This is a genomic window from Streptomyces sp. BK208 (assembly GCF_004364245.1).
Taxonomy (GTDB): domain Bacteria; phylum Actinomycetota; class Actinomycetes; order Streptomycetales; family Streptomycetaceae; genus Streptomyces.
Genome location: NZ_SOAV01000006.1, coordinates 77326 through 98917, shown reverse-complemented (window position 1 = coordinate 98917; position 21592 = coordinate 77326). Strand labels below are relative to the sequence as shown.

22 protein-coding genes are annotated in these 21592 nt (G+C 72.4%); 6 read left to right on the top strand and 16 right to left on the bottom strand.

What is annotated here, in order from left to right; translation table 11 throughout:
- The first annotated feature begins 99 nt into the window (after nucleotides 1-99).
- A complete protein-coding gene (locus tag EV562_RS16370; protein WP_133887557.1) occupies nucleotides 100-279 on the top strand; it encodes a hypothetical protein in 180 nt (59 codons plus the stop codon).
- A 31-nt stretch (nucleotides 280-310) separates the two neighbouring features.
- Here the strand turns inward: EV562_RS16370 and EV562_RS16365 are convergent, their stop codons facing one another.
- Together EV562_RS16365 and EV562_RS16360 are read right to left on the bottom strand one after the other, a co-directional pair.
- Nucleotides 311-2173 (bottom strand): serine/threonine-protein kinase, encoded by a 1863-nt coding sequence (locus tag EV562_RS16365; RefSeq protein WP_133887556.1) that lies wholly within the window; start codon nucleotides 2171-2173, stop codon nucleotides 311-313.
- A 76-nt stretch (nucleotides 2174-2249) separates the two neighbouring features.
- Nucleotides 2250-3098 carry a menaquinone biosynthesis protein gene (locus tag EV562_RS16360; RefSeq protein ID WP_133887555.1) on the bottom strand — a complete coding sequence of 283 codons (849 nt, stop codon included), beginning with the start codon at nucleotides 3096-3098 and terminating at the stop codon, nucleotides 2250-2252.
- Between the two features lie 292 nt (nucleotides 3099-3390).
- On the opposite strand from EV562_RS16360, the gene EV562_RS16355 reads away from it, so the two are divergent.
- Both EV562_RS16355 and EV562_RS16350 read left to right on the top strand, forming a co-directional pair.
- On the top strand, nucleotides 3391-3594 hold the full coding sequence (locus EV562_RS16355) for a cold-shock protein (protein ID WP_003974443.1): 204 nt from the start codon (nucleotides 3391-3393) through the stop codon (nucleotides 3592-3594).
- Between the two features lie 122 nt (nucleotides 3595-3716).
- On the top strand, nucleotides 3717-4361 hold the full coding sequence (locus tag EV562_RS16350) for a class I SAM-dependent methyltransferase (protein WP_133887554.1): 645 nt from the start codon (nucleotides 3717-3719) through the stop codon (nucleotides 4359-4361).
- On the opposite strand, the gene EV562_RS16345 is transcribed toward EV562_RS16350, so the two are convergent.
- Nucleotides 4345-6303, bottom strand: a complete 1959-nt coding sequence (locus EV562_RS16345; protein WP_133887553.1) for an AMP-dependent synthetase/ligase — start codon at nucleotides 6301-6303, stop codon at nucleotides 4345-4347. The two genes, EV562_RS16350 and EV562_RS16345, sit on opposite strands and share 17 nt — an antisense overlap.
- A gap of 223 nt (nucleotides 6304-6526) precedes the next feature.
- Nucleotides 6527-7813 (bottom strand): acetyl-CoA C-acetyltransferase, encoded by a 1287-nt coding sequence (locus tag EV562_RS16340; protein ID WP_133887552.1) that lies wholly within the window; start codon nucleotides 7811-7813, stop codon nucleotides 6527-6529.
- A gap of 113 nt (nucleotides 7814-7926) precedes the next feature.
- Between EV562_RS16340 and EV562_RS16335 the strand changes: the two genes are divergently transcribed.
- Together EV562_RS16335 and EV562_RS16330 are read left to right on the top strand one after the other, a co-directional pair.
- Entirely contained in the window at nucleotides 7927-9219 is a 1293-nt protein-coding gene (locus tag EV562_RS16335; protein ID WP_133887551.1) for a 3-oxoacyl-ACP reductase, read from the top strand.
- Nucleotides 9219-10139 carry a MaoC/PaaZ C-terminal domain-containing protein gene (locus EV562_RS16330; RefSeq protein ID WP_133887550.1) on the top strand — a complete coding sequence of 307 codons (921 nt, stop codon included), beginning with the start codon at nucleotides 9219-9221 and terminating at the stop codon, nucleotides 10137-10139. The genes EV562_RS16335 and EV562_RS16330 overlap by 1 nt, the downstream gene beginning before the upstream one ends.
- On the opposite strand, the gene EV562_RS16325 is transcribed toward EV562_RS16330, so the two are convergent.
- The 11 genes from EV562_RS16325 to EV562_RS16280 form a co-directional block, all read right to left on the bottom strand.
- Nucleotides 10127-10816 carry a TetR/AcrR family transcriptional regulator gene (locus EV562_RS16325; protein WP_133887549.1) on the bottom strand — a complete coding sequence of 230 codons (690 nt, stop codon included), beginning with the start codon at nucleotides 10814-10816 and terminating at the stop codon, nucleotides 10127-10129. The genes EV562_RS16330 and EV562_RS16325 overlap by 13 nt on opposite strands.
- Before the next feature lie 60 nt (nucleotides 10817-10876).
- Nucleotides 10877-12232, bottom strand: a complete 1356-nt coding sequence (locus EV562_RS16320; RefSeq protein WP_133887548.1) for a dicarboxylate/amino acid:cation symporter — start codon at nucleotides 12230-12232, stop codon at nucleotides 10877-10879.
- Between the two features lie 71 nt (nucleotides 12233-12303).
- A complete protein-coding gene (locus EV562_RS36010; protein ID WP_309546884.1) occupies nucleotides 12304-12405 on the bottom strand; it encodes a putative leader peptide in 102 nt (33 codons plus the stop codon).
- A gap of 140 nt (nucleotides 12406-12545) precedes the next feature.
- Nucleotides 12546-12845: a DUF4229 domain-containing protein gene (locus tag EV562_RS16315; protein WP_133887547.1), complete on the bottom strand. Its 300-nt coding sequence runs from the start codon at nucleotides 12843-12845 to the stop codon at nucleotides 12546-12548.
- 97 nt (nucleotides 12846-12942) lie between these two features.
- On the bottom strand, nucleotides 12943-13467 hold the full coding sequence (locus tag EV562_RS16310; protein WP_133887546.1) for a GNAT family N-acetyltransferase: 525 nt from the start codon (nucleotides 13465-13467) through the stop codon (nucleotides 12943-12945).
- A 16-nt stretch (nucleotides 13468-13483) separates the two neighbouring features.
- A complete protein-coding gene (locus EV562_RS16305; RefSeq protein WP_133887545.1) occupies nucleotides 13484-14122 on the bottom strand; it encodes a UdgX family uracil-DNA binding protein in 639 nt (212 codons plus the stop codon).
- Between the two features lie 196 nt (nucleotides 14123-14318).
- A complete protein-coding gene (mqnE, locus tag EV562_RS16300) occupies nucleotides 14319-15482 on the bottom strand; it encodes an aminofutalosine synthase MqnE (RefSeq protein ID WP_133887544.1) in 1164 nt (387 codons plus the stop codon).
- Nucleotides 15483-15526: 44 nt separating this feature from the next.
- Entirely contained in the window at nucleotides 15527-15985 is a 459-nt protein-coding gene (locus EV562_RS16295; RefSeq protein WP_133887855.1) for an Lrp/AsnC family transcriptional regulator, read from the bottom strand.
- A gap of 92 nt (nucleotides 15986-16077) precedes the next feature.
- Complete coding sequence (locus tag EV562_RS16290) at nucleotides 16078-16728, bottom strand: UbiX family flavin prenyltransferase (protein ID WP_133887854.1); 651 nt, start codon at nucleotides 16726-16728, stop codon at nucleotides 16078-16080.
- A gap of 55 nt (nucleotides 16729-16783) precedes the next feature.
- Nucleotides 16784-17689 (bottom strand): menaquinone biosynthesis prenyltransferase MqnP, encoded by a 906-nt coding sequence (gene mqnP, locus EV562_RS16285; RefSeq protein WP_133887543.1) that lies wholly within the window; start codon nucleotides 17687-17689, stop codon nucleotides 16784-16786.
- Entirely contained in the window at nucleotides 17686-19143 is a 1458-nt protein-coding gene (locus tag EV562_RS16280; RefSeq protein ID WP_133887542.1) for a menaquinone biosynthesis decarboxylase, read from the bottom strand. The genes mqnP and EV562_RS16280 overlap by 4 nt, the downstream gene beginning before the upstream one ends.
- A gap of 90 nt (nucleotides 19144-19233) precedes the next feature.
- Here EV562_RS16280 and EV562_RS16275 point away from each other — a divergent pair, with 90 nt between their 5' ends.
- Nucleotides 19234-19581 carry a PLD nuclease N-terminal domain-containing protein gene (locus EV562_RS16275; protein WP_133887541.1) on the top strand — a complete coding sequence of 116 codons (348 nt, stop codon included), beginning with the start codon at nucleotides 19234-19236 and terminating at the stop codon, nucleotides 19579-19581.
- A 212-nt stretch (nucleotides 19582-19793) separates the two neighbouring features.
- Here the strand turns inward: EV562_RS16275 and EV562_RS16270 are convergent, their stop codons facing one another.
- Complete coding sequence (locus EV562_RS16270; protein WP_243860069.1) at nucleotides 19794-21326, bottom strand: carboxylesterase/lipase family protein; 1533 nt, start codon at nucleotides 21324-21326, stop codon at nucleotides 19794-19796.
- Nucleotides 21327-21592 lie beyond the last annotated feature (266 nt).

Below are 21592 nucleotides of genomic sequence, written 5' to 3'. Positions count from 1 at the left end.
GTCCAGTACGAGCACCGGACTGGCGAGAAGGCGTCCACCCTCGCCTGGGCCGTCACCGGCCTGCCCGGGATCGTGGCCGGATGGCAGGGGCCGGACCTGGTGGTAGCGACCTTGCGGCCCCAGAACCGCCGCAACTGGGACGGTGTCTGCCACCGCGAGGGCGGCGCCTGCTGGGCGCAGGAACAGGCCCCCTGCCTGTGCGCCGTCGGACCGGCGGCTGCCGTTGCCATGGCCGCCGCACTGGTCGCTCTGTTCTGGCGCTACGGTCCGCGGGAATGATCCCCGTCGGCGGACAGCGCTCAGACCCCCGCTACCCGACCTTGGACAACCGAGCCCCCGGCCGTCCCGACTCCTCGCTCCGCGAGGCGTAGTCGAGGTCGTCGCCGACCGGTGTGAACGTGACGGTGGTGGGGGCCGGGTTGCAGCCGTCGTGGTTGCTCTCGGCGCCGACGGACCCGGCGACGATCTGCTTCTCCGTCACCTTCTTCAGGGTGATCACGTCGACGCAGACGCCGCCCAGCTCGTCGGTCTGGCGCAGGCGGCCCATTTCCTCGCCGACGTTCACCCGCTCGATGGTGATGCGGAAGGTGCCCAGCGGCAGCTTGCCGTCCAGGGCGGTGGCCTGCCCCTCCCAGGTGCCGACGTAGCGCTCGGGCAGGACGCCGGCGCCGGCCGTGGCGGAGGCGGTGGCGGCGGGGGGCTCGTGCGCGCCGTCGCTGCCGCCCGCGTGGTTCGTGCCGTTCCCCGAGCCCGGCAGCAGGTCCAGGACGAACACCGACCCGACCGTCACCGCGGCCAGCGCGCCCGCCACCGCGAGCGCCACAGTGCAGCTGAGCCGCCGGCCCCGGCCGCCCGCGCCCTGCGTGGAGGTCGCCGCGACGGAGAGGGCGAGCCGGCCGGGGTGCCGTGCCGGGGCCGGGGACGCGTGCTCGGGTCCGGCACCCCTCGGGCCCGGGACGGACGGACCGGGAACGGACGAGTCGTCGGAGGGGGCGGGAGAGGCGGAGGGGGCGGGGGAGGATGCGGGGGCACGGGAGGGTGCCGTGGGGGTCGGCATCACCGGCGGGGGGCCGAAGACACCGGAGGCCAGAGGCGTCACCCACACCTCGGCTCCCGTCCCCGCCTCGCCAGCCGCCCCCGCCCCGGCCTCACCCCCGGCCGTGACCGACGGCCGGCTGAAACCGACCGGGCCCGACGCCTCCGCCGCACGCTCCCCGGGCCCTGTCTCCCACGGCCCTGTCTCCCGCGACCCGGTCTCCCCCGGCCCGGACTCCGCCGCCTCCAGGTTCAGGAGCTGTACGGCGCTGCGGCTGACCCGCTCCACCAGCGCCCCCGGGAGCCAGCCGCCGGTCATCAGGCGGGCCGCGCCCCGGGGTGCCAGGCGCCGGGCCACCTCCGCGGGGGCCGGGCGGGCGGCCGGGTCCTTGGCGAGGCAGGAGGCGACCAGCTCGCGCAGCTCCCCCTCGGTCAGGCCGTCGAGCCGCGGCTGTTCGTGGACGACCTTGTAGAGCAGCGCGGCCGAGGAGTCACCGGGGAAGGGCGGCAGGCCCGTCGCCGCGTACGCCAGTACGGCGCCCAGTGAGAAGACGTCCGCGGCCCCGGTGACGCCCTTGCCGAGGATCTGCTCGGGCGACATGTAGCCGGGCGAGCCGACGGACACGCCGGTCGAGGTCAGGGACGCGGTTCCCCCGCTGGCCCGGGCGATGCCGAAGTCGATCAGGAGGGGGCCGTCGAGGGTGAGCAGGACGTTGGACGGCTTCACGTCGCGGTGGACGAGGCCCAGCTCGTGCACCGCCGCCAGCGCCTCGCCGAGGCCCGCGCCGAGCGCCCGTACCGAGTGGGCGGGCAGCGGGCCGCCGTCGGCGACGGCCGCCGTCAGGGAGGGCCCGGCGGCGTAGGCCGTCGCGACCCACGGCACCCGCGCCTCGGGGTCGGCGTCCAGGACGGGCGCGGTCCAGGCCCCGCCGACCCGGCGTGCGGCATCGACCTCGCGGCGGAAGCGGGCCCGGAACTCCTCGTCCAGCGCGAAGTGCGGGTGCACGATCTTCACCGCGACCGTGCGGCCCCCGGCGCTGCGGCCCAGGTAGACCCGGCCCATGCCGCCGGAGCCCAGCCGGCCGAGCAGCCGGTAGGGCCCCACGACGGTGGGTTCGTCGACATCGAGCGGCCGCATGGCGTCCACCCCTCCCCCGTACGCCGATACCTCTCAGCAGGGTAGTGGGCAGCCGGCGACCGGATCCCGGTGCGGATCAGGGCTGCAGCAGTTCGACCTTCACGTCCGCCGGGAAGCCGGTGGTGGGGCCGACGCGGCGGGCGAACTCGGCGACCGCCTCCAGCTGCGGGCCGCCGAAGCGGAAGTCGAGCGTGGTGAAGTACTTCGCGAGGGTCTCCTCGTCGAAGGCCTCCCAGCGGGCCGCCTGCTCGGCGACCTTGCCCACCTCCTCGAGGGAGAGGTCCCGGGAGGCGAGGAAGGCCTCGTGCACCTTGCGGGTGATGACCGGCTCGCGCTCCGCGTAGTCCCGGCGGGCGGCCCAGACCGCGAAGACGAACGGCAGGCCCGTCCACTCCTTCCACAGGGCGCCCAGGTCGTGCACGTCGAGGCCGTAGCGCGGGCCGTCGATCATGTTGGCGCGCAGGGCCGCGTCGCCGATGAGGACGGCCGCGTCGGCCTCCTGCATCATCAGGCTCAGGTCCGGCGGGCAGGTGTAGTAGTCCGGCTGGACGCCGAACCGTTCCGCCAGCAGGAGCTGGGCGAGCCGTACGGAGGTGCGCGAGGTCGACCCGAGGGCGACGCGGGCGCCGTCCAGGCGGTCCAGCGGCACCTGGGAGACGATCACGCACGACATCACCGGGCCGTCGCAGCCGACGGCGATGTCGGGGAAGGCGACGAGGTCGTCGGCGTTCTTCAGGAATTCGACCAGGGTGACGGGGGCGACGTCGAGATCACCGCGCACCAGCTGCTCGCTGAGCTTCTCCGGGGTGTCCTTCGCCAGCTCGAAGTCGAGGAGCGTTCCCGTTCTCGCGAGGCCCCAGTACAGGGGGAGGCAGTTCAGGAACTGGATGTGGCCGACGCGCGGCCGGGTGCGAGAATTGTCCACATCGCGAGGCTAGCCCTCCCCCTTCGCCCTTCCGTCGCCGCCCCCCGGCGTCAGCCGAACGGCGCAGGTGTTCAAACGTCCGGGTGAAGTGATCTTGACCTCTGTTGCGCTCGGGTCCCTGCGTGCTAGGCTCACAGCAAGTTGCAGTTTGGTTTCCCTTGCAGTACAGAGCCTGCGGAGCATGTGACCGCGGGCTCTCGTCGTTCTCAGACGTATGCAGTTGTGCGACATTCAAAGTCTTCACATTTGCTGGTTCTGGAGCAGGGCAACCCTTTGGGCCCAAGGAGGGCTTATGGCTACCGGAACCGTGAAGTGGTTCAACGCCGAAAAGGGCTTTGGTTTCATCGCCCAGGAAGGCGGCGGCCCGGACGTCTTCGTCCACTACTCCGCGATCAACGCTCAGGGATTCCGTTCCCTCGAGGAGAACCAGCAGGTGTCCTTCGACGTCACGCAGGGCCCCAAGGGTCCGCAGGCGGAGAACGTCACTCCTGTCTGATTGACAGCAGTACCCAAGGAGCCCCGCGCCGGTTTCGGCGACGGGGCTCCTGCCTTTCGTGAATCCTTGTTGAACTTCCCGCCGCCGGTCCCGTTGTCAGTGGCTGCCACTAGGGTCCGCGCATGACCACCGACCCCGCCTTCGTGACCACCACCCGGGCCTTCTACGACGCCGTCGCCGAGGACTACCACGCCCGCTTCCGCACCGTGCTCGACGACGCCCCGCTGGACCGGGCGCTGATGGGCGCCTTCGCCGAGCTGGTGGGGCCCCGGGGGGAGGTGGCCGACCTGGGCTGCGGCCCCGGGCTGGTCACCGCGCACCTCGCCTCGCTGGGCCTGCGGGTCTTCGGTGTCGACCTGTCCGCCTCGATGCTCGCGATCGCGCGCCGGGAGAACCCGGGGCTGCGGTTCGAGCAGGGGTCCATGCTGGACCTCGACCTGCCCGACGGCGCCCTCGCGGGGGCCGTCTCCTGGTACTCGTCGATCCACACGCCGTGGGAGCGGCTGCCGGACCTCTTCGGGGAGGTGCGGCGGGTCCTGGCCCCGGGCGGGCATCTGCTGCTCGGTTTCCAGGTCGGCGACGAGCCGCGCCACCACGACCGGCCGTGGGGTCACCCGGTCGCCCTGGACTTCGAGCGGCGGCGGCCCGAGCCGATGGCCGGGCTGCTCGAGAAGGCCGGGTTCACCGTGCTGTCCCGGACGGTGCGGATCCAGGAAGGGGACGCGTCGGCTCAGGTCCCGCAGGCCTGCCTCATCGCCCGCCGCTGAGCCCCGCGCTCTCGTGCCCCTCGTACAGCCCCTCCACGGCCGCGGCGAAGTCCCGCATGATCGCGTCGCGGCGGAGCTTCATGGAGGGGGTCAGGTGGCCCTCCCACTCGGTGAAGTCCCTGGGCAGGACGGCGAAGCGGCGGATGGACTCGGGACGGGAGACCAGCTTGTTGGCCTCGTCGACCGCGCGCTGGAGCACCGCGCGGACCTCCTCGTCGTCGGTCAGCAGCTCCGGCGGCACCGGGTGCTTGCCGTTCATGCGGCGCCAGTGGGTGAGGCCGTCGGGGTCGAGGGTGAACAGGGCGGAGACGTAGGGGCGGCGGTCGCCCAGCACGATGCACTGGGAGATCAGGGGGTGGGAGCGCAGCCAGTTCTCCAGCGGGGCGGGGGCGACGCTCTTGCCGCCGGCGGTGATCAGCAGTTCCTTCTTGCGGCCGGTGATCGTCAGGTAGCCCTCGTCGTCCAGGCTGCCGAGGTCGCCGGTGGCGAACCAGCCGTCGGGTGCCGCCTGGACGACGCCGCCGGCCTGCGGGTCCCAGTAGCCGGGCAGGACCTGTTCGCCGGCGACGAGGATCTCGCCGTCGGCGGCGATGCGGATGCGGGTGCCGGGCAGCGGCCAGCCGACCGTGCCCAGACGCGGCTTGAGCGGCGGCGTGACGGTGGCTGCGGCGGTGGTCTCGGTCAGGCCGTAGCCCTCGAAGATGTCGATGCCGGCACCGGCGTAGAAGGCGGCCAGGCGGCGGCCGAGCGGGGAGCCGCCGCAGATGGCGTACCTGACCCGGCCGCCCATGGCGTTGCGTATCTTGCGGTAGACCAGCGGGTCGTAGAAGGAGCGGGCGGTCTTCAGGCCGCGGCCGGGGCCGCCGCCGGTGCCGGTCTGGCGGGCCTCCTTGGCCTCGCCGTAGCGCACCGCGACCGAGACCGCGCGGTCGAAGGCGGCGGCACGGCCGCCGGACTCGGCCTTGGCTCGGGCGCTGTTGAAGATCTTCTCTAGCATGTACGGGATGGTCAGCAGGCAGGTCGGGCGGAAGGCCGCCAGGTCGGGCAGCAGGTCCTTCGGCTTCAGGCTCGGCGCGTGCCCGAGGCGGACCCGGGCGCGGACGGCGGCCACGGCGACCATGCGGCCGAAGACGTGGGACATCGGCAGGAAGAGCAGGATGGAGGGCTCCTCGCCGGTCTCCGCCTTGAAGACCGGGTAGAGCAGCTCGATCGCGTTGTCGACCTCGGCGAAGAAGTTGCCGTGGCTGAGCACGCAGCCCTTGGGGCGTCCGGTCGTGCCGGAGGTGTAGATCAGGGTGGCCAGCGTGCTCGGGCCGAGCATGCCGCGACGCACCTCCACCTCCGCGTCCGGTACCCGCGCGCCCAGCTCCGCGAGCCGCTCCACGTGCCCCTTGTCCATGACCCACAGGTGCTTGAGGTCGGGCATGCGGTCCAGCTCGGGTCCGAGGGCGGCGGCCTGCGCGGTGGTCTCGGTGACCAGGGTGACGGCGCCGGAGTCCTGGAGGATCCAGCGGGTCTGGAAGAGGGAGGAGGTCGGGTAGACGGGCACGGTGACCAGCCCGGCCGCCCACGCGGCGAAGTCCAGCAGGGTCCACTCGTACGTCGTCCGCGCCATGATCGCGATGCGGTCGCCCGGCATGAGGCCCTCGGAGATCATGCCCTTGGCCACCGCCAGCACCTGCCCGGCGAACTGGGCCGCCGTCACCTCGGACCAGTCGCCGTCCGGTGAGCGGCGGCTGAGGACGACCTGGTCGGGGACGGCCGCCGCGTTGTCGAAGGGCAGGTCGGCGAGGGACCCCCGGCGCACCGGCGGCGCGAACGGCGGTACGTACGCCTCCCGTACGGCTCCGTCCAGCATCCGCGTCTCGGGCGCCACCAGGGCGGGGCCGGGCGAGTCGGCGTAGGCGGCGGATGCGGCGAAGGAGGGAAGCGGGGTGGACACGGGCGGCTCCTGGGACGTGCAGCAAAGACACTGCTTCTGCTGTCGCTGCTCTGCTGCATGACGTACGTGCCTCGCGCGCCGAGGCGTTCATCGCCGGCCCCGCGGACAGGGGTTACCGGCGGTCAGTGACCGGATCGTACGGTGTTCGCGTGGGGACTTGGTGCGCGTTCCGGGATCTTCCCGCGCCGGAGGCGTGCAGTGTTGGGGGTTACCTGAGGGTAAGTCACGTTCGTTCCAGTATGGCGGTGACGCCCTGACCACCCGCCGCGCACACGGAGATCAGACCGCGCCCGGGTCCTTCCCGCTCGGCGAGCAGGGTGGCCAGCGTGGCCACGATGCGGGCGCCGGTGGCGGCGAAGGGGTGGCCGGTGGCGAGGGAGGAGCCCGCCACGTTCAGACGGGCGCGGTCCACCGGGTCCAGGCCGCGCTTCTCCCAGGCGGCCAGCGTGGCCAGCACCTGGGAGGCGAACGCCTCGTGGATCTCGACGAGGTCGAAGTCCCCGATGCCGAGCCCGGCCCGCTCCAGCATCCGCGGCACCGCGTACGCCGGGGCCATCAGCAGCCCGTCCTCGCCACCGGCCACGTCCCCGCCGACGAAGTCCACGGCCGCCGTCTCGTACGCCGTGAGGTAGGCGAGGGGCCGGATGCCCCGGGCCTCGGCCCACTCCTCGCTCGCCAGCAGCACGGTCGCCGCACCGTCCGTCAGGGGCGTGGAGTTGCCCGCCGTCATCGTGGGACCGGGGTTGTCGAGCCCGAACACCGGCTTGAGCGCGGCCAGTTTCTCCACCGTCGAGCCGGGACGCAGGTTCTGGTCCCGGGCCAGGCCCCGGAAGGGGATGACCAGGTCCTGGAAGAGGCCGCGTTCGTACGCCGCCGCCAGTCGCTGGTGGCTCGCGGCGGCCAACGCGTCCTGGTCCGCACGGGAGATGTCCCAGGCGCGCGCCGTCACCGCGGCGTGCTCGCCCATCGACAGGCCGGTGCGCGGTTCGGCGTTGCGCGGGATGTCGGGGACCAGGTGTGCCGGGCGGACCTTGGCCAGCGCCCTGAGCCTGCCTCCGGCGGTCTTCGCCCGGCGGGCCTCCAGCAGGATGCGGCGCAGCCGGTCGTTGACGCCGAGCGGGGCGTCGCTCGCGGTGTCGGCGCCGCCCGCGATCGCCGACTCGGTCTGGCCGAGGGCGATCTTGTTGGCGGCGGCGATCACGGCCTGGAGACCGGTGCCGCAGGCCTGCTGGATGTCGTAGGCGGGGGTGCGCGCGTCGAGGGCCGAGCCGAGCACCGTCTCGCGGGCGAGGTTGAAGTCGCGGCTGTGCTTGAGGACCGCGCCGGCCACGAACTCGCCGACCGCGCCCGGCTCCTGGAGGCCGTGGCGCCCGACCAGCCCGTCGAGGGCGGCGGTGAGCATCTCCTGGTTGGACGCGGTGGCGTACGGACCGTCGGAGCGCGCGAAGGGGATACGCGCGCCGTCGAGGACCGCGACGCGGCGCGTGGGCCGCGGTGCCAGAGGGCTCATCTCGACCTGCTCCTCACCCGTGACATAGGCTTACCTCCGGTAACCTTACTCCAGAGTAAGCAATTGTGGGCAGGACCGTCTCTGGAGACGCCGCAGCCGCCTGGGAGACAGACATGGCCGACCGCTATCTCAGCTTCACCGGCACCGCGCCCGGACGTTTCCTCACCCGCAGGCTCGGCCTGCCGCAACCCGCCGCGCTGCGGCGGGACGCGCTCGACGGGGGCCTGCTGCACCTCACGGCCGGCAGGACGGACCTCGACCCGGCACCCGTCCTGGCCCGCACGGGCCTGCGCCGGGACGAGGACGGGCGGCCGGCCGCCGTCGTCCTGGACGCCACCGGCGTACGGGACGTCGAGGCGCTCGCCCAGGTGCACGGCGCACTGCACCCCGTCGTCCGCTCCGTCGCCGCGAGCGGCCGCGTGGTGGTGCTCGGCGCCCCGCCCGACCCGGACGACCACCACCAGGCCGCCGCCCAGCAGGCGTTGGAGGGCTTCACCCGCTCGCTCGGCAAGGAGATCGGCCGGGGCAGGACCGTCAACCTCGTCCGGCTCACCGACGCCGCGCCCGCCGAGTCCACCCTCCGCTTCCTCCTCTCCCCCGCCTCCGCCTACGTCAGCGGCCAGGTGATCGAGGTCGGCAGGGCGGGCGGGGACACCGCACCCGACGACTGGGCACTGCCGCTCGCCGGGCGCACCGCCCTGGTCACCGGCGCCGCGCGGGGCATCGGCGCGGCGGTCGCCGAGACGCTGGCCGGGCAGGGCGCCCACGTCGTCGTTCTGGACGTGCCGCAGGCCGAGGACGCCGCACGCCGGGCCGCCGAACGCCTCGGCGGCACCGCCCTCGCACTCGACATCACCGCCGCCGACGCGGGCGAGCGCATCGCCGCCGCACTGCCCGGCGGACTCGACGTCCTCATCCACAACGCCGGCGTCACCCGCGACCGGCGCCTGGTCAACATGCCCGCCGACCGCTGGAGTTCCGTCCTCGACGTCAACCTCGCGAGCGTCCTGCGCACCACGGACGCGCTGCTCGCGGCGGGCACGGTCAACCGGGACGGCCGGATCGTGGCGACGGCCTCCATCGCCGGACTCGCGGGCAACGCGGGGCAGACCAACTACGGCGCGAGCAAGGCCGGCATCGTCGGCCTGGTCCGCTCGCTGGCTCCGCGCGCCCTCGCGGAGCACGGGGTGACGGTGAACGCGGTGGCACCGGGATTCATCGAGACGAAGATGACGGCGGCGGTCCCCCTCTTCATCCGCGAGGCCGGGCGCCGCATGAACTCCCTCGCCCAGGGCGGGCTGCCGGTGGACGTCGCCGAGACGACCGCCTGGCTCGCGCACCCGGCCTCCGGCGCGGTCAACGGCCAGGTCGTACGGGTCTGCGGCCAGAGCCTGCTGGGGGCGTGATGACCGCCACGAGCCCCTCCACCCCCTCCGCCGCCGCGACCACCACGCTGTCCGGCGTCCCCGCCCTCGCACCGCTGCTCGCCCGCGGCGCGCTGCTGTCACCCCTCAAGCGCCCCCGCCCCGACGCGGACTTCCCCCGCACCCGCCTCGTCGTGCCCGGCCTGCGCGTGGACCTCGCGCGGCTGGCGGCCTACGAGCGGGTGTGCGGCTTCCCGACCGGCGCGGACGCGCTTCCGCCGACCTACCCCCACGTGCTGGGCTTCCCGCTGGCCATGCGCCTGATGAGCGCCCGGGCCTTCCCGCTGCCCCTGCTCGGACTGGTCCACACGTCCATCGACATCACCCGGCGGGCGGCCGTGCCCGCGACCGCCGCGTACGAACTCTCCGTGCACGTCGAGGGGCTGGCCCCGCACCGGCGCGGCACCGAGGCGTCGATGGTCACACAGCTGCGTACCGGCGCGGACCTGGTGTGGGAGTCCCGCAGCACCTACCTGGCCCGCCACCGCACCACCGCCAACCCGCAGGGCACCACCGCCACCCCGCAGGGCGCGGACGCCACTGCGACCGGCCCCCTCCCCGTCCGCGCCCGGTGGCGCCTCGCCGGGGACGTGGGCCGGCGCTACGGCGCCGCCTCCGGGGACCGCAACCCGATCCACCTGCACCCGCTCACCGCCCGCCTCTTCGGCTTCCCGCGGGCCATCGCGCACGGCATGTGGACCGTCGCCCGGTGCCTCGCCGAGCACGGGACACCGGACGCGGCCGTGGTGCGGGCACGGTTCCTGGCACCGGTGCTGCTGCCGGGCACGGTGACGTACGGCGCCGGCACCGACGACGCGGGCGGGAGCGGACGGTTCGAGCTGCGCGGCGACGAGGGGCGGCGGCTGCACCTGTCCGGCGAGGTCCGGCCCTACCCGGCCTGAACCGGCAGCACCTGGTCCGCCGCTCCCGCCCCGGGCTCCTCCGGCGGCGACCACGGCCGCCCCGCCATCAGGTCGCCCAGGCCGGCCCAGGCGAAGTTCATCAGGGTCGCCGCCGCCTGCTTGGCGGTGACGCCCTCGGTGGCACCCGCCCAGTCGGCGAGCGACTCCGCGGCCCCGACCAGCGCCTCGGCCAGCCCGGCGACCTCGCCCTCGGGCAGGTGCGGGTCCCGGTGCGCGGCGCGCGCCGCGGCGGCGATCAGCTGCGTCACGAACGCGACGATCTCCTCGCGCATCGCCGCCACCTCGGCCGCGAACCGCTCGCCGTGGGTACGGGCGTGCAGGTGCAGCACCCGCCAGGCGTCCGGGTGCCGCGCGGTGTGGGTGAAGAACGCCCGCAGCCCCGACCAGAGTTGCCCGTCGGCGGAGAGCCCCGGACGCACGCCGGCCCGCACCGCCTCGGTGAGGGCGCGGGCCTCGCGGTGGATGCAGGCGCTGAAGAGGTCGTCCTTCGAGTTCAGGTACAGGTACACCAGCGGCTTGGACACGCCCGCCAGTTCGGCGATCTCGTCCATCGACGCCGCCATGTACCCACGCCGTCCGAAGACGCTCACGGCGGCGTCCAGCATCTGCTGCTCACGGACCGCACGCGGCATCCGCTTGGTCTTCCCTGCACCCATGCGAATCAGCGTACGGTCCGTGCGGAGATGTTCGGGACGTCAGCGCCCAGGACCGGACGGTCAGGCGGCGGCCGCAACCGGCTCCGCGTCTCGCTTCTCCCGCTCCGGCTCGTCGATCGGCGAGGCGTGCGCCTCGTCGTACGCCTTGCGGTCGAGCAGCCCCTCGCGGGCCGAGACGATGACCGGGACGAGGGCTTGGCCCGCGACGTTCGTCGCCGTCCGCATCATGTCCAGGATCGGGTCGATGGCGAGGAGGAGACCGACGCCCTCCATGGGGAGTCCCAGGGTGGAGAGGGTCAGGGTCAGCATGACCGTGGCGCCGGTGAGGCCGGCCGTGGCGGCGGAGCCGACCACCGAGACGAAGGCGATCAGCAGGTAGTCGCCGACACCCAGGTCGATGTTGAAGATCTGCGCGACGAAGATCGCGGCGATCGCCGGGTAGATCGCGGCGCAGCCGTCCATCTTGGTCGTCGCGCCGAACGGCACGGCGAAGGACGCGTACTCCTTCGGGACGCCGAGGCGCTCGGTGACCTTCTGGGTCAGCGGCATGGTGCCGACCGAGGAGCGGGAGACGAAGGCCAGCTGGATGGCGGGCCAGGCGCCCTTGAAGAACTGCAGCGGGCTGGCCTTGGCGACGGTGGCGAGCAGCGTCGGGTAGACCACGAACATCACCAGGGCGCAGCCGACGTAGATGTCGGCGGTGAAGGTGGCGTACTTGCCGATCAGGTCCCAGCCGTAGGTGGCGATGGCGTTGCCGATGAGGCCGACGGTGCCGAGCGGGGCGAGGCGGATGACCCACCACAGGGCCTTCTGGAGGAGTTCGAGGATCGACTCGCTCAGGTTCAGGATCGGCTGGGCCTTCTCGCCGAGCTGGAGGGCGGCGATGCCGGCGACGGCGGCCATGAAGACGATCTGCAGGACGTTCAGCTCGGTGAACGGCGTGATGACGTCGGTCGGCACGATGCCGGTCAGGAAGTCGATCCAGGAACCGGTGTGCTCGGGCTTGGCGCCGTCGGCCGGGGTGAGGCCGGTGCCGGCGCCGGGGTTGGTGACCAGGCCGATGACGAGGCCGATGGCCACCGCGATCAGCGACGTGATCATGAACCAGAGGAGGGTGCGGGACGCGAGGCGGGCCGCGTTGTTGACCTTCCGCAGGTTGGTGATCGAGACGAGGATCGCGAAGAAGACCAGGGGCGCGACGGCCAGCTTCAGCAGGCCGATGAACGTGTCACCGACCTTCTCCAGGGTGGTGACCAGCCACGATATGTCCTGGCTGCGGGCCAGCCAGCCCAGCAGGACGCCGAGGACGAGGCCGGCGAGTATCTGGGCCCAGAAGGGCACCTTGAGGTACTTCGCGAAGGACGGCGACGACGCCGACGAGGACGTCGACTCCGGGGACGGTGAAGACACGGACATGCTCCGTAAGGGGACGGGACGCGGGATGGGACGCGCTGAGCTGACGTGGGGACGACTGGCGAGGGGGAACGTCAGGGGCGACAGTTCGCGGACGCGCACCGGCAGAGGTCCACGTGCAGGCGCGCCACGAGCGCGAGGCGCTGTGGTGTGGTGGGCGCGGCTGCTTGCTTCATGCACACGACTTTAACACCCATGCTTTGAGACACTCAAAGCCATACTTTGAGAGGCGGGAGCGCGCTCCTGCCCGCAAAACGCAAAGCGCCCCGGTTTCCGGTGAATTCGGAAGCCGGGGCGTGCGGGTGCGTGACGGACGTTACGAGGTCTGGCCCTGCGCCCGTGCGGTGTCGTCGGCGGTGTCCTCCTGGCCGCGGCTGGCCTCCAGGTTGGCCTTCATGCGGGTGACGCGGCCCGCGACCTGCACCGAGGCGCGGTCCCGCTCCTTGCGCAGCGCGATGAAGCTGATGGGGGCGGAGATCAGCAGGGAGAGCAGGAGGATCCACATGCCGTTGGAGTCGCCGAGGCCGCGCGGGAACACTCCGGCGTAGACGAGGCCCCAGACGACCACGAGGCAGCCTGCGAAGATGCCGAGGCGCATCAGCGTGTAGCGGAGCATCTCAATCCACTCTTCCGTTTCTGGCACAAAGAGGCACTGTCCAGTGAAACATGCCGGACCGGCGATCTTGCAGGGGGGGTCGGGCCGGGCGAGGGTGTCAGGCCAGCGGGAGGAGCATGAAGACGTCGTCCCGGTCGTCGCCGGGGGCGACGCGGATGGCGCCGGGGACCCGGCCGACCTCCTTGTATCCGCAGGAGGCGTAGAACCGCTCCAGGCCGAGCCCGCCCCGGCAGGTGAGCCTGACCGCCTCGATGCCTTCCACGGTGCGGGCGGCGTCCGCGGCGGCGGCCATCAGGTCCCGTCCGTAGCCCCGGCCCTGGTGGCGCGGGTGGACCATGACCGTGTAGAGCCACAGCCAGTGCCGCATCAGCCGGTGGGTGTTGAGGGCGAGGAACGCGGTGGCGGCCACCTGTCCGTCCTCGTCGTGGCCGACGAGCAGGCGGGTCCGGCCCTCGGCCATGCCGACCAGGTGTTTGACCAGCTCGGGGCGGATGTCCTCGCGCGTCACCGGCGGCACGAAGCCCACGGAGCCGCCGGCGTTGGTGACGTCGGTCCACAGGTCGAGGACGCCGTCGCGGAGGTCGGGGGTGACGGCCGGATCGAAGGTGAAAGTAAGGGACACTCGACCATGGTAATCATTACCCGAGTGCGCGTGCGGCGACTTCCAGGTCGGAGACCAGTCCCCGGTAGGCCCCCTCCCGGTCGTCGGCCCGCAGCACCGCCGAGGGGTGGACGGTCGGCACCAGGCTCCGCGGGTGCCCGTGGATCTCCTCCTCCAGCACCGTGCCGCGCACCCGCGTGACGCGGAACGACGAGCCGAGCAGCGCCTTGCCGGCCGTGGCGCCCAGCACCACGATCAGCTCGGGCTCCACCCGGTCCAGCTCGGCGGCCAGCCAGGGGCCGCAGGCGGCCGCCTCGCGCAGGGTGGGCGCCTTGTGGATACGGCGCTTGCCGGGTTCGGCCCGGGTGAACTTGAAGTGCTTGACGGCGTTGGTCACGTACGCGTCCGCCGGGTCCAGGCCGGCTTCCGCCAGCGCCCGGTCGAGGAGGTGCCCGGCGGGGCCGACGAACGGCTTGCCCTGCCGGTCCTCCTGGTCGCCGGGCTGCTCGCCGACGAGCATGACGCGGGCGGACGCCTTGCCGGCGCCGAAGACCGTCTGCGTGGCGTCCCGGTGCAGGGGGCAGCCCCTGCACTCGGCCGCCGCCCGGCGCAGGGCGGGAAGGCCGCCGCGGTCGGGCACGAAGGGTTGTGCGGTGCAGTCGTCCTCGGTGGCCATGGGGTGCGGGTACCCGCGGCGGGCTGTGCGGACCCATGCGGGGTGCGGCTGAGCGGGGGTCGGTCGCGCAGTTCCCCGCGCCCCCGGGTCGGTACAGTCACGGCGCCTGTCAGCAGGCGTCGGGGCATGCCCTGAGGGGCGCGGGGAACTGCGCGACCAGCCATGAACCACCCGCACCTGGAGAACAGCCGGAGACTCAGACCCGCATCGGCTGCGGCGACTCCCGGCGCGCCGGGTCGGGACCGTCGTACTCGCGCAGGATCTCGTAGCGCGTGTTGCGCTCCACCGGCCGGAACCCGGCGTCGCGGATCAGGTCCAGCAGGTCCTCGCGCGTCAGCTTGTTCGGCGTGCCGAAGTCGTCCGCGTCGTGCGTGATCTTGTACTCGACGACCGAGCCGTCCATGTCGTCCGCGCCGTGCTGGAGGGCGAGCTGCGCGGTCTGGACGCCGTGCATCACCCAGAACACCTTCACGTGCGGCACGTTGTCGAACAGCAGCCGCGAGACCGCGAACGTCTTCAGCGCCTCCGCGCCGGTCGCCATCTGCGTGCGCGCCTGGAGCCGGTTGCGGACCTTGCCGTCCTTCATGTCCACGAAGTCGTGCTGGTAGCGCAGCGGGATGAAGACCTGGAAGCCGTTCGTCTCGTCCTGCAGCTCACGCAGGCGCAGCACGTGGTCCACGCGGTGGCGGGGTTCCTCGATATGGCCGTAGAGCATGGTGCACGGGGTCTTCAGGCCCTTCTCGTGCGCCAGGCGGTGGATGCGCGACCAGTCCTCCCAGTGGGTGCGGTGGTCGACGATGTGCTGCCGCACCTCCCAGTCGAAGATCTCGGCGCCACCGCCGGTGAGGGACTCCAGGCCGGCGTCGATCAGCTCGTCCAGGATGTCGCTCGCGGACATCCCGGAGATCGTCTCGAAGTGGTGGATCTCCGTGGCGGTGAACGCCTTCAGCGACACCTCGGGCAGCGCCGCCTTCAGCTCCCGCAGCGAGCGCGGGTAGTAGCGCCAGGGCAGGTTGGGGTGCAGGCCGTTGACGATGTGCAGCTCGGTGAGGTTCTCCCCCTCCATCGCCTTGGCGAGCTTCACCGCCTCCTCGATCCGCATCGTGTACGCGTCCTTCTCCCCCGGCTTGCGCTGGAAGGAGCAGTAGGCGCACGACGCCGTGCACACGTTGGTCATGTTCAGGTGACGGTTGACGTTGAAGTGGACGACGTCACCGTTCTTCCGCGTCCGCACCTCGTGCGCGAGGCCGCCGAGCCAGGCGAGATCGTCCGACTCGTACAGCGCGATGCCGTCCTCACGAGTCAGCCGCTCACCGGAACGGACCTTCTCCTCCAGCTCGCGCTTGAGCCCGGCGTCCATGCGATACCTCTTTCTCAGACGAACTCGACAACCGTACGCCCCGGCTACTGTTCCTCTTCCGGCAGCTCGCCCACCCGGTTCTCCCACTTGGTGGAGAGGACGATGGTGGTACGGGTCCTGGACACGCCCTTGGTGCCCGACAGCCGCCGGATGATGCTCTCCAGGCCGTCCACGTCGGCGGCGCGCACCTTGAGCATGTAGGAGTCGTCGCCGGCGATGAACCAGCAGTCCTCGATCTCCCGCAGCTCCTTGAGGCGCTGAGCGACGTCCTCGTGGTCGGCGGCGTCGGAGAGCTGGACGCCGATGAGGGCGGTGACGCCGAGACCGAGCGAGGCGGCGTCGACGGTGGCCCGGTAGCCCGTGATGACGCCGGCCGCCTCCAGCCGGTTGATGCGGTCGGTGACGCTGGGTCCGGAGAGTCCGACCAGGCGCCCCAGCTCCGCGTAGGAGGCCCGGCCGTTCTCCCTCAGGGCCTGGATGAGCTGCCTGTCCACCGCGTCCATGCGATCGAAGCCTTCCACTGAGGAATTCTGAAGATGTGGGTAACAACCGTGGGGGTCACAAACATGTGGGGGAGGTGCTGCTCCGGCGCCGCTCAGCCGGTGGGGCGGGCCCCGCCGAGGTCGCCGTGCCAGCGGCGGTAGAGGTCGTGCCCGACACCCGCCGCGTCGAGGACGCGGCCCGCGACGAAGTCCACCAGGTCCTGGATGTGCGTCGCCCCCGCGTAGAACGCCGGGGAGGCGGGCACCACGGCCGCGCCCGCGTCGTCCAGGGTCACCAGGTGCCGCAGTGTCCGGCCGTCCAGCGGGGTCTCCCGTACGGCCACGACGAGCCGGCGGCGCTCCTTGAGGGTCACGCTCGCGGTGCGCTGCAGCAGGTCCTTCGAGAGCCCGAGCGCGACACCGGCCACGCAGGCGGTGGACGCGGGCACGATCAGCATGCCCTTCGTCGGGTACGACCCAGAGGACGGCCCGGCGGCGAGGTCGCCCGCGCTCCAGTGCCGTACGGCGGAGACGTCCGCGTCGAACGTGCCGGGCTTTCCGTCGGCTCCGCGGGCCAGCCAGGCACGCAGGTCGTGCTGCCAGTGGGCGTCGCGGAAGGGGATGCCGGTCTCGTCGAGCAGGGTGAGCCGCGAGGCCCGGCTGACCACCAGGTCGACGCTCTCGCCGGCGGCGAGCAGCGCACGCAGCACGGCGGCGGCGTACGGGGTGCCGGACGCCCCGGACACCCCCACGATCCAAGGCACGCGCTGCGTCTGTCCTGGCTTCATGATGCCGAGCCTAGTCGCAGGGTCAGGGTTTTCAGACGGTGAGGCCCCGTACGAGCAGATCCAGCAGCGCGCACACGAACAAGGCGATGCCGATGAAGCCGTTGACGCTGAAGAACGCCCTGTTGAGACGGGACAGGTCGGTGGGGCGCACGATGCTGTGCTCGTAGAGGAAGGCGCCCGCGACGATCACCAGGCCGAACCAGAAGAACGCGCCGGCGTCGGTGGCGAGGGCGTACCAGACGAACAGGGCCGTGGTCACCGTGTGGCAGGCGCGGGCGCCCCGGATCGCGGCCGGGACGCCGAAGCGGGCGGGGACCGAGCGGACGCCGACCTCACGGTCGGTCTCGACGTCCTGGCAGGCGTAGATCAGGTCGAAGCCGCCGATCCAGATGCCCACCGCGAGGCCGAGGATCACGGCCTCCCAGGACCACTCGCCGCTGATCGCCAGCCAGCCGCCGATCGGGCCCATCGCCTGGGCGAGACCGAGGATCGCCTGCGGGAAGTTCGTGAACCGCTTGCCGTACGGGTAGACCACCATCGGGATCACCGCGACGGGAGCCAGGGCCAGGCAGAGCGGGTTGAGCAGGGCCGCCGCACCGAGGAAGACGACGAGGGCGACCAGGGCGCCGGTCCAGGCGTGCCTGACCGACATGGCGCCGGTGACCAGTTCGCGGTGGGCGGTGCGCGGGTTGCGGGCGTCGATCTCGCGGTCGATGATCCGGTTGACCGCCATCGCGAAGGTGCGCAGACCGACCATGGCGACGGTGACCAGCAGGAGCCGGCCCCAGTGGATGTTCTCGTCCCACCTGTACATCGCGGTCAGCGCGGCGATGTAGGCGAAGGGCAGCGCGAACACCGAGTGCTCGATCATCACCAGGCGCAGGAACGCCTTGGTGCGCCCCGGCTGCTGGGGCAGGGCGGCGGAAGCCGAGGTCACAGTCCGTACTCCTTCCAGCGGCGGTCGACCTTCGCCGCCGTATCCGGGTCGGACAGCACCATGTCCGGCCAGCCCCCGTCGCGCGTGTAGCCCTCCTCGGGCAGCTTCTTCGTGGCGTCGATGCCCGCCTTGCCGCCCCAGAACTGCTGGTACGAGGCGTGGTCGAGGTGGTCGACCGGGCCTTCGACGACGGTGAGGTCGCGGGCGTAGTCGGTGTTGCCGAGCGCCCGCCAGGCGACCTCGTGCAGGTCGTGGACGTCGCAGTCGGAGTCGACGACCACGATCAGCTTGGTCAGGGACATCATGTGCGCGCCCCAGACGGCGTGCATGACCTTCTGGGCGTGCTTGGGGTACTTCTTGTCGATCGAGACGATCGCGCAGTTGTGGAAACCGCCGGCCTCGGGCAGGTGGTAGTCCACGATGTCCGGGACGATGATCTTGAGGAGCGGGAGGAAGAAGCGCTCCGTGGCCCTCCCCAGGGGGCCGTCCTCCGTCGGGGGCCGGCCGACCACGATCGACTGGAGCAGCGGGCGCTTCCGCATCGTCACGCAGTCGATCTTCAGGGCGGGGAAGGGCTCCTGCGGGGTGTAGAAGCCGGTGTGGTCGCCGAAGGGGCCCTCGGGGAGCATCTCGCCGGGCTCCAGCCAGCCCTCGATCACCACCTCGGCCTGCGCGGGGACCTGGAGCGGGACCGTCCTGCAGTCGACCATCTCGATCCGCTTGCCCTGGAGGAAGCCCGCGAAGAGGTACTCGTCGATGTCGCCGGGGAGCGGCGCGGTGGAGGCGTAGGTCACGGCCGGCGGGCAGCCGAAGGCGATCGCGACCGGCAGGCGCTCGCCGCGGCGGGCGGCGACCTGGTAGTGGTTGCGGCTGTCCTTGTGGATCTGCCAGTGCATGCCGATGGTGCGCCGGTCGTGGCGCTGGAGCCGGTACAGGCCGAGGTTGCGGATGCCGGTCTCGGGGTCCTTGGTGTGGGTGAGGCCCAGGTTGAAGAAGGAGCCGCCGTCGTCCGGCCAGGTGAAGAGCGCGGGGAGCCGGTCCAGGTCCACGTCGTCGCCGGTGAGGACGACCTCCTGGACGGGCGCGCTGCCCGCCTTGACCTTCTTCGGCGGTACGTGCGTCATCGCGCCGAGCTTGCCGAAGGCCTCGCGCACGCCGACGAAGCCCTGGGGCAGCTCGGGGCGGAGCAGTCCGCCGATCTTGTCCGAGATGTCGGAGTACGACGTGAGTCCGAGGGCCTTGAGGAGGCGCCGGTCGGTGCCGAAGACGTTCATCGCGAGGGGCAGGTCGGAGCCCTTCACGTTCTCGAAGAGCAGCGCCGGGCCGCCCGCCTTGTTCACCCGGTCGACGATCTCCCCGACCTCCAGGTACGGGTCCACCTCGGCCTTGATGCGCTTGAGGTCGCCCTCGCGCTCCAGCGCCCTGAGCAGGGAGCGAAGATCGTCGTAAGCCATGCCGTCCAGTATCCCCGAGCGGCTACCCTGGCCCTGTACCTGGGGGCCCTGACGCGTCCCCACCCCCTAGCTTCCCGCTGGAGAGGCCCCATGCTCCGGGTGCTGATGTTCCTCGTGCCACTGGCGTTGAGCGTCTACGCGTTCATCGACTGCATCAGCACGAAGGACGCCGACATCCGCCACATGCCCAAGCCGCTGTGGGCGATCCTCGTGCTGCTCTTCCCGCTGGTCGGCTCGATCTCGTGGATCATCGCCGGCAAGAAGCGGCAGCCGGCCGGCGCGTCGTCCTGGCAGGGCGGCGGACGCCGGCAGTGGGTGGCGCCGGACGACAACCCGGAGTTCCTGAAGTCGCTGGGCAAGGACGACGAGCAGGACCGGGGCGAGGGCGGCCCCGAGGACGACGAGGACCGCAGGGGCGGCAGGCGCGACGACGCCTGAGGCTCCTCGCCGTCAGGTCCTTGTCCGGCGCCGGATGCGCCGCCGGTGCGCGTCGTGGTGGTCGGGCCGATCACCGGCGAGGGCGACCGCGGTGCCTCCCCCGGGCCGCGTGGGACCCGGAGGAGGCGGAGGAAGGCGGCGCGGGCCCACCCGGGAGACCCGGCACCCGCGCCGACGGTGCTGCTTCGCGGTCCCCGGGGTGCCGGGGCCGGTCAGGCGCCCGTCCGGTCCGCGTGGTCCGACGGCAGCCACAGGTCGCACTCGTGGTCCTGCGGGAAGGTCGTCGACGCCGTGATCGCTTCGGGGGCGAGCACCTGCACCTTCGGGTACTGGTGCCAGCGCGGGGCGCCCACCGCGTACGGGACTCCGGTGTGCGCGAAGTTGGTCCAGTAGGCGAGCATCCTGTCCGCCAGGGCGTTCTGGGCGGGGGTGCCCGAGACACCGCCGAAGACGTACCGGATCTCCGATCCGTGCGGGGCGCCGAGCGGGAAGCCGACCGGCAGGTTCAGATGGTCCATGGCACCGCGGTCGGCGAACTCGTACTGGTAGGAGCGGGTGTGGTCGGCCATCAGCTCGGCCGTGCGGGACTGCGGGCAGGCGAACTGGGAGTCGGTGAGGATCGCCCCCAGGGCTTCGGCGGGGCTGCCGTGGTCCGACAGCGGGTAGCGGGCGAGGATCGCGTCGGCACGGTCGCCGTACAGGGCGCGGACGGCCACCGGGTATCCGGCCGGGGTGAGCCGGCGGCCGGCCAGGTCGTAGGTGGAGGCCACGGTGAGGCGGCCCTCGTCGGCGGTGGTTCCCTGGAGGACGGGGACGTGGTGGAAGCGGCCCTGTTCCAGCGCGTCGGTGATCTGGAGGGGCAGGATGCGGCCGTCGACGTTGGGGACCCAGCGTGCGGTGGGGCTCTGCGCGGCGGAGAGCAGTTCACCGGCGGGCTTCGCACGCAGGCAGGCCACGTCGGCGCAGCCCAGGGAGTCGGCCCAGGAGGCTCCGGTGCGCTGCTGCGACTCCTGGGTGGGCAAGGGGAAGCCGCAGCCCGACTGGGCGACGGCGCGGTCGAAGAGGCCGGTCGCGCGCGGGGAGACGAGGTGCTGGCAGACGCTGCCGCCGCCCGCGGACTCGCCGAAGACCGTGACGTTCCCAGGGTCGCCGCCGAACGCCGCGATGTTCTGCCGTACCCAGCGCAGAGCCGCCTGCTGGTCGAGCAGGCCGTAGTTACCGGAGACGCCCTCCGGCGATTCCCCGGCAAGGCCGGGGTGGGCGAGGTAACCGAAGGCACCGAGCCGGTAGTTGAGGGTGACGACGACCACGTCGCCCCGGGCGGCCAGCTTGCCGCCGTCGTAGAAGGTGCCGGAGCCGATGGTGAATCCGCCGCCGTGGAGCCAGACCATGACGGGCCGGTCGCGCAGCGAGCGCTCGGCGGGCGTGTGGACGTTGAGGTAGAGGCAGTCCTCGCTGGGGGTGCCGGGGCCGGCCAGGTCGCCCCAGGGGGTGGAGGAGCCCGTCTGCATGCAGGGGTTTCCGGGGCGCGTGGCGTCACGGACGCCGGACCAGTGGCCGGGTGCCGCGGGCGGCTTCCAGCGCAGGCCGCCCACGGGCGGAGCGGCGTACGGGATGCCGAGGTAGTCGTCGGCGGTCTGGCCGGCGGTGCCCCGCAGCTGCCCGTAGCGGGTGGTGACGGTCGGCGTGTCGGCAGCCGCGGCGGGCGTGACCGGCGTCACCGCCAGGCCCGCGGCCGACAGCATGAGGGCGCCTGAGAGCACACCTCGTAAGCGGCGCGTCCATGGTGGGCGCCGGCGGCGCGGCGTGCGCGCGGCACGTTTCGTGAGCGGACCGGACATCGGTACCTCCGACAGCGGATCGAGCGACGGCTGGGTCACCCGCAGTGTCGGCGCCCGGCCGCGTCCGCCGCATCGCGTGAATCACCAGTCCCGGCCCGGAGCCGGGAGCCGACCGCGGCCACCGCACCACCGTTCGAGAGGCCATCCGTTCCGTTGAAGAGTGTCCACAC

Coding starts and splice junctions, on each gene's coding strand:
- EV562_RS16365 (WP_133887556.1), bottom strand. CDS start 2,173: ATGCGGCCGCTCGATGTCGACGAACCCACCGTCGTGGGGCCCTACCGG.
- EV562_RS16355 (WP_003974443.1), top strand. CDS start 3,391: ATGGCTACCGGAACCGTGAAGTGGTTCAACGCCGAAAAGGGCTTTGGT.
- EV562_RS16350 (WP_133887554.1), top strand. CDS start 3,717: ATGACCACCGACCCCGCCTTCGTGACCACCACCCGGGCCTTCTACGAC.
- EV562_RS16340 (WP_133887552.1), bottom strand. CDS start 7,813: ATGAGCCCTCTGGCACCGCGGCCCACGCGCCGCGTCGCGGTCCTCGAC.
- EV562_RS16335 (WP_133887551.1), top strand. CDS start 7,927: ATGGCCGACCGCTATCTCAGCTTCACCGGCACCGCGCCCGGACGTTTC.
- EV562_RS16330 (WP_133887550.1), top strand. CDS start 9,219: ATGACCGCCACGAGCCCCTCCACCCCCTCCGCCGCCGCGACCACCACG.
- EV562_RS16325 (WP_133887549.1), bottom strand. CDS start 10,816: ATGGGTGCAGGGAAGACCAAGCGGATGCCGCGTGCGGTCCGTGAGCAG.
- EV562_RS16320 (WP_133887548.1), bottom strand. CDS start 12,232: ATGTCCGTGTCTTCACCGTCCCCGGAGTCGACGTCCTCGTCGGCGTCG.
- EV562_RS36010 (WP_309546884.1), bottom strand. CDS start 12,405: ATGAAGCAAGCAGCCGCGCCCACCACACCACAGCGCCTCGCGCTCGTG.
- EV562_RS16315 (WP_133887547.1), bottom strand. CDS start 12,845: ATGCTCCGCTACACGCTGATGCGCCTCGGCATCTTCGCAGGCTGCCTC.
- EV562_RS16305 (WP_133887545.1), bottom strand. CDS start 14,122: ATGGCCACCGAGGACGACTGCACCGCACAACCCTTCGTGCCCGACCGC.
- mqnE (WP_133887544.1), bottom strand. CDS start 15,482: ATGGACGCCGGGCTCAAGCGCGAGCTGGAGGAGAAGGTCCGTTCCGGT.
- EV562_RS16295 (WP_133887855.1), bottom strand. CDS start 15,985: ATGGACGCGGTGGACAGGCAGCTCATCCAGGCCCTGAGGGAGAACGGC.
- EV562_RS16280 (WP_133887542.1), bottom strand. CDS start 19,143: ATGGCTTACGACGATCTTCGCTCCCTGCTCAGGGCGCTGGAGCGCGAG.
- EV562_RS16275 (WP_133887541.1), top strand. CDS start 19,234: ATGCTCCGGGTGCTGATGTTCCTCGTGCCACTGGCGTTGAGCGTCTAC.
- EV562_RS16270 (WP_243860069.1), bottom strand. CDS start 21,326: ATGCTGTCGGCCGCGGGCCTGGCGGTGACGCCGGTCACGCCCGCCGCG.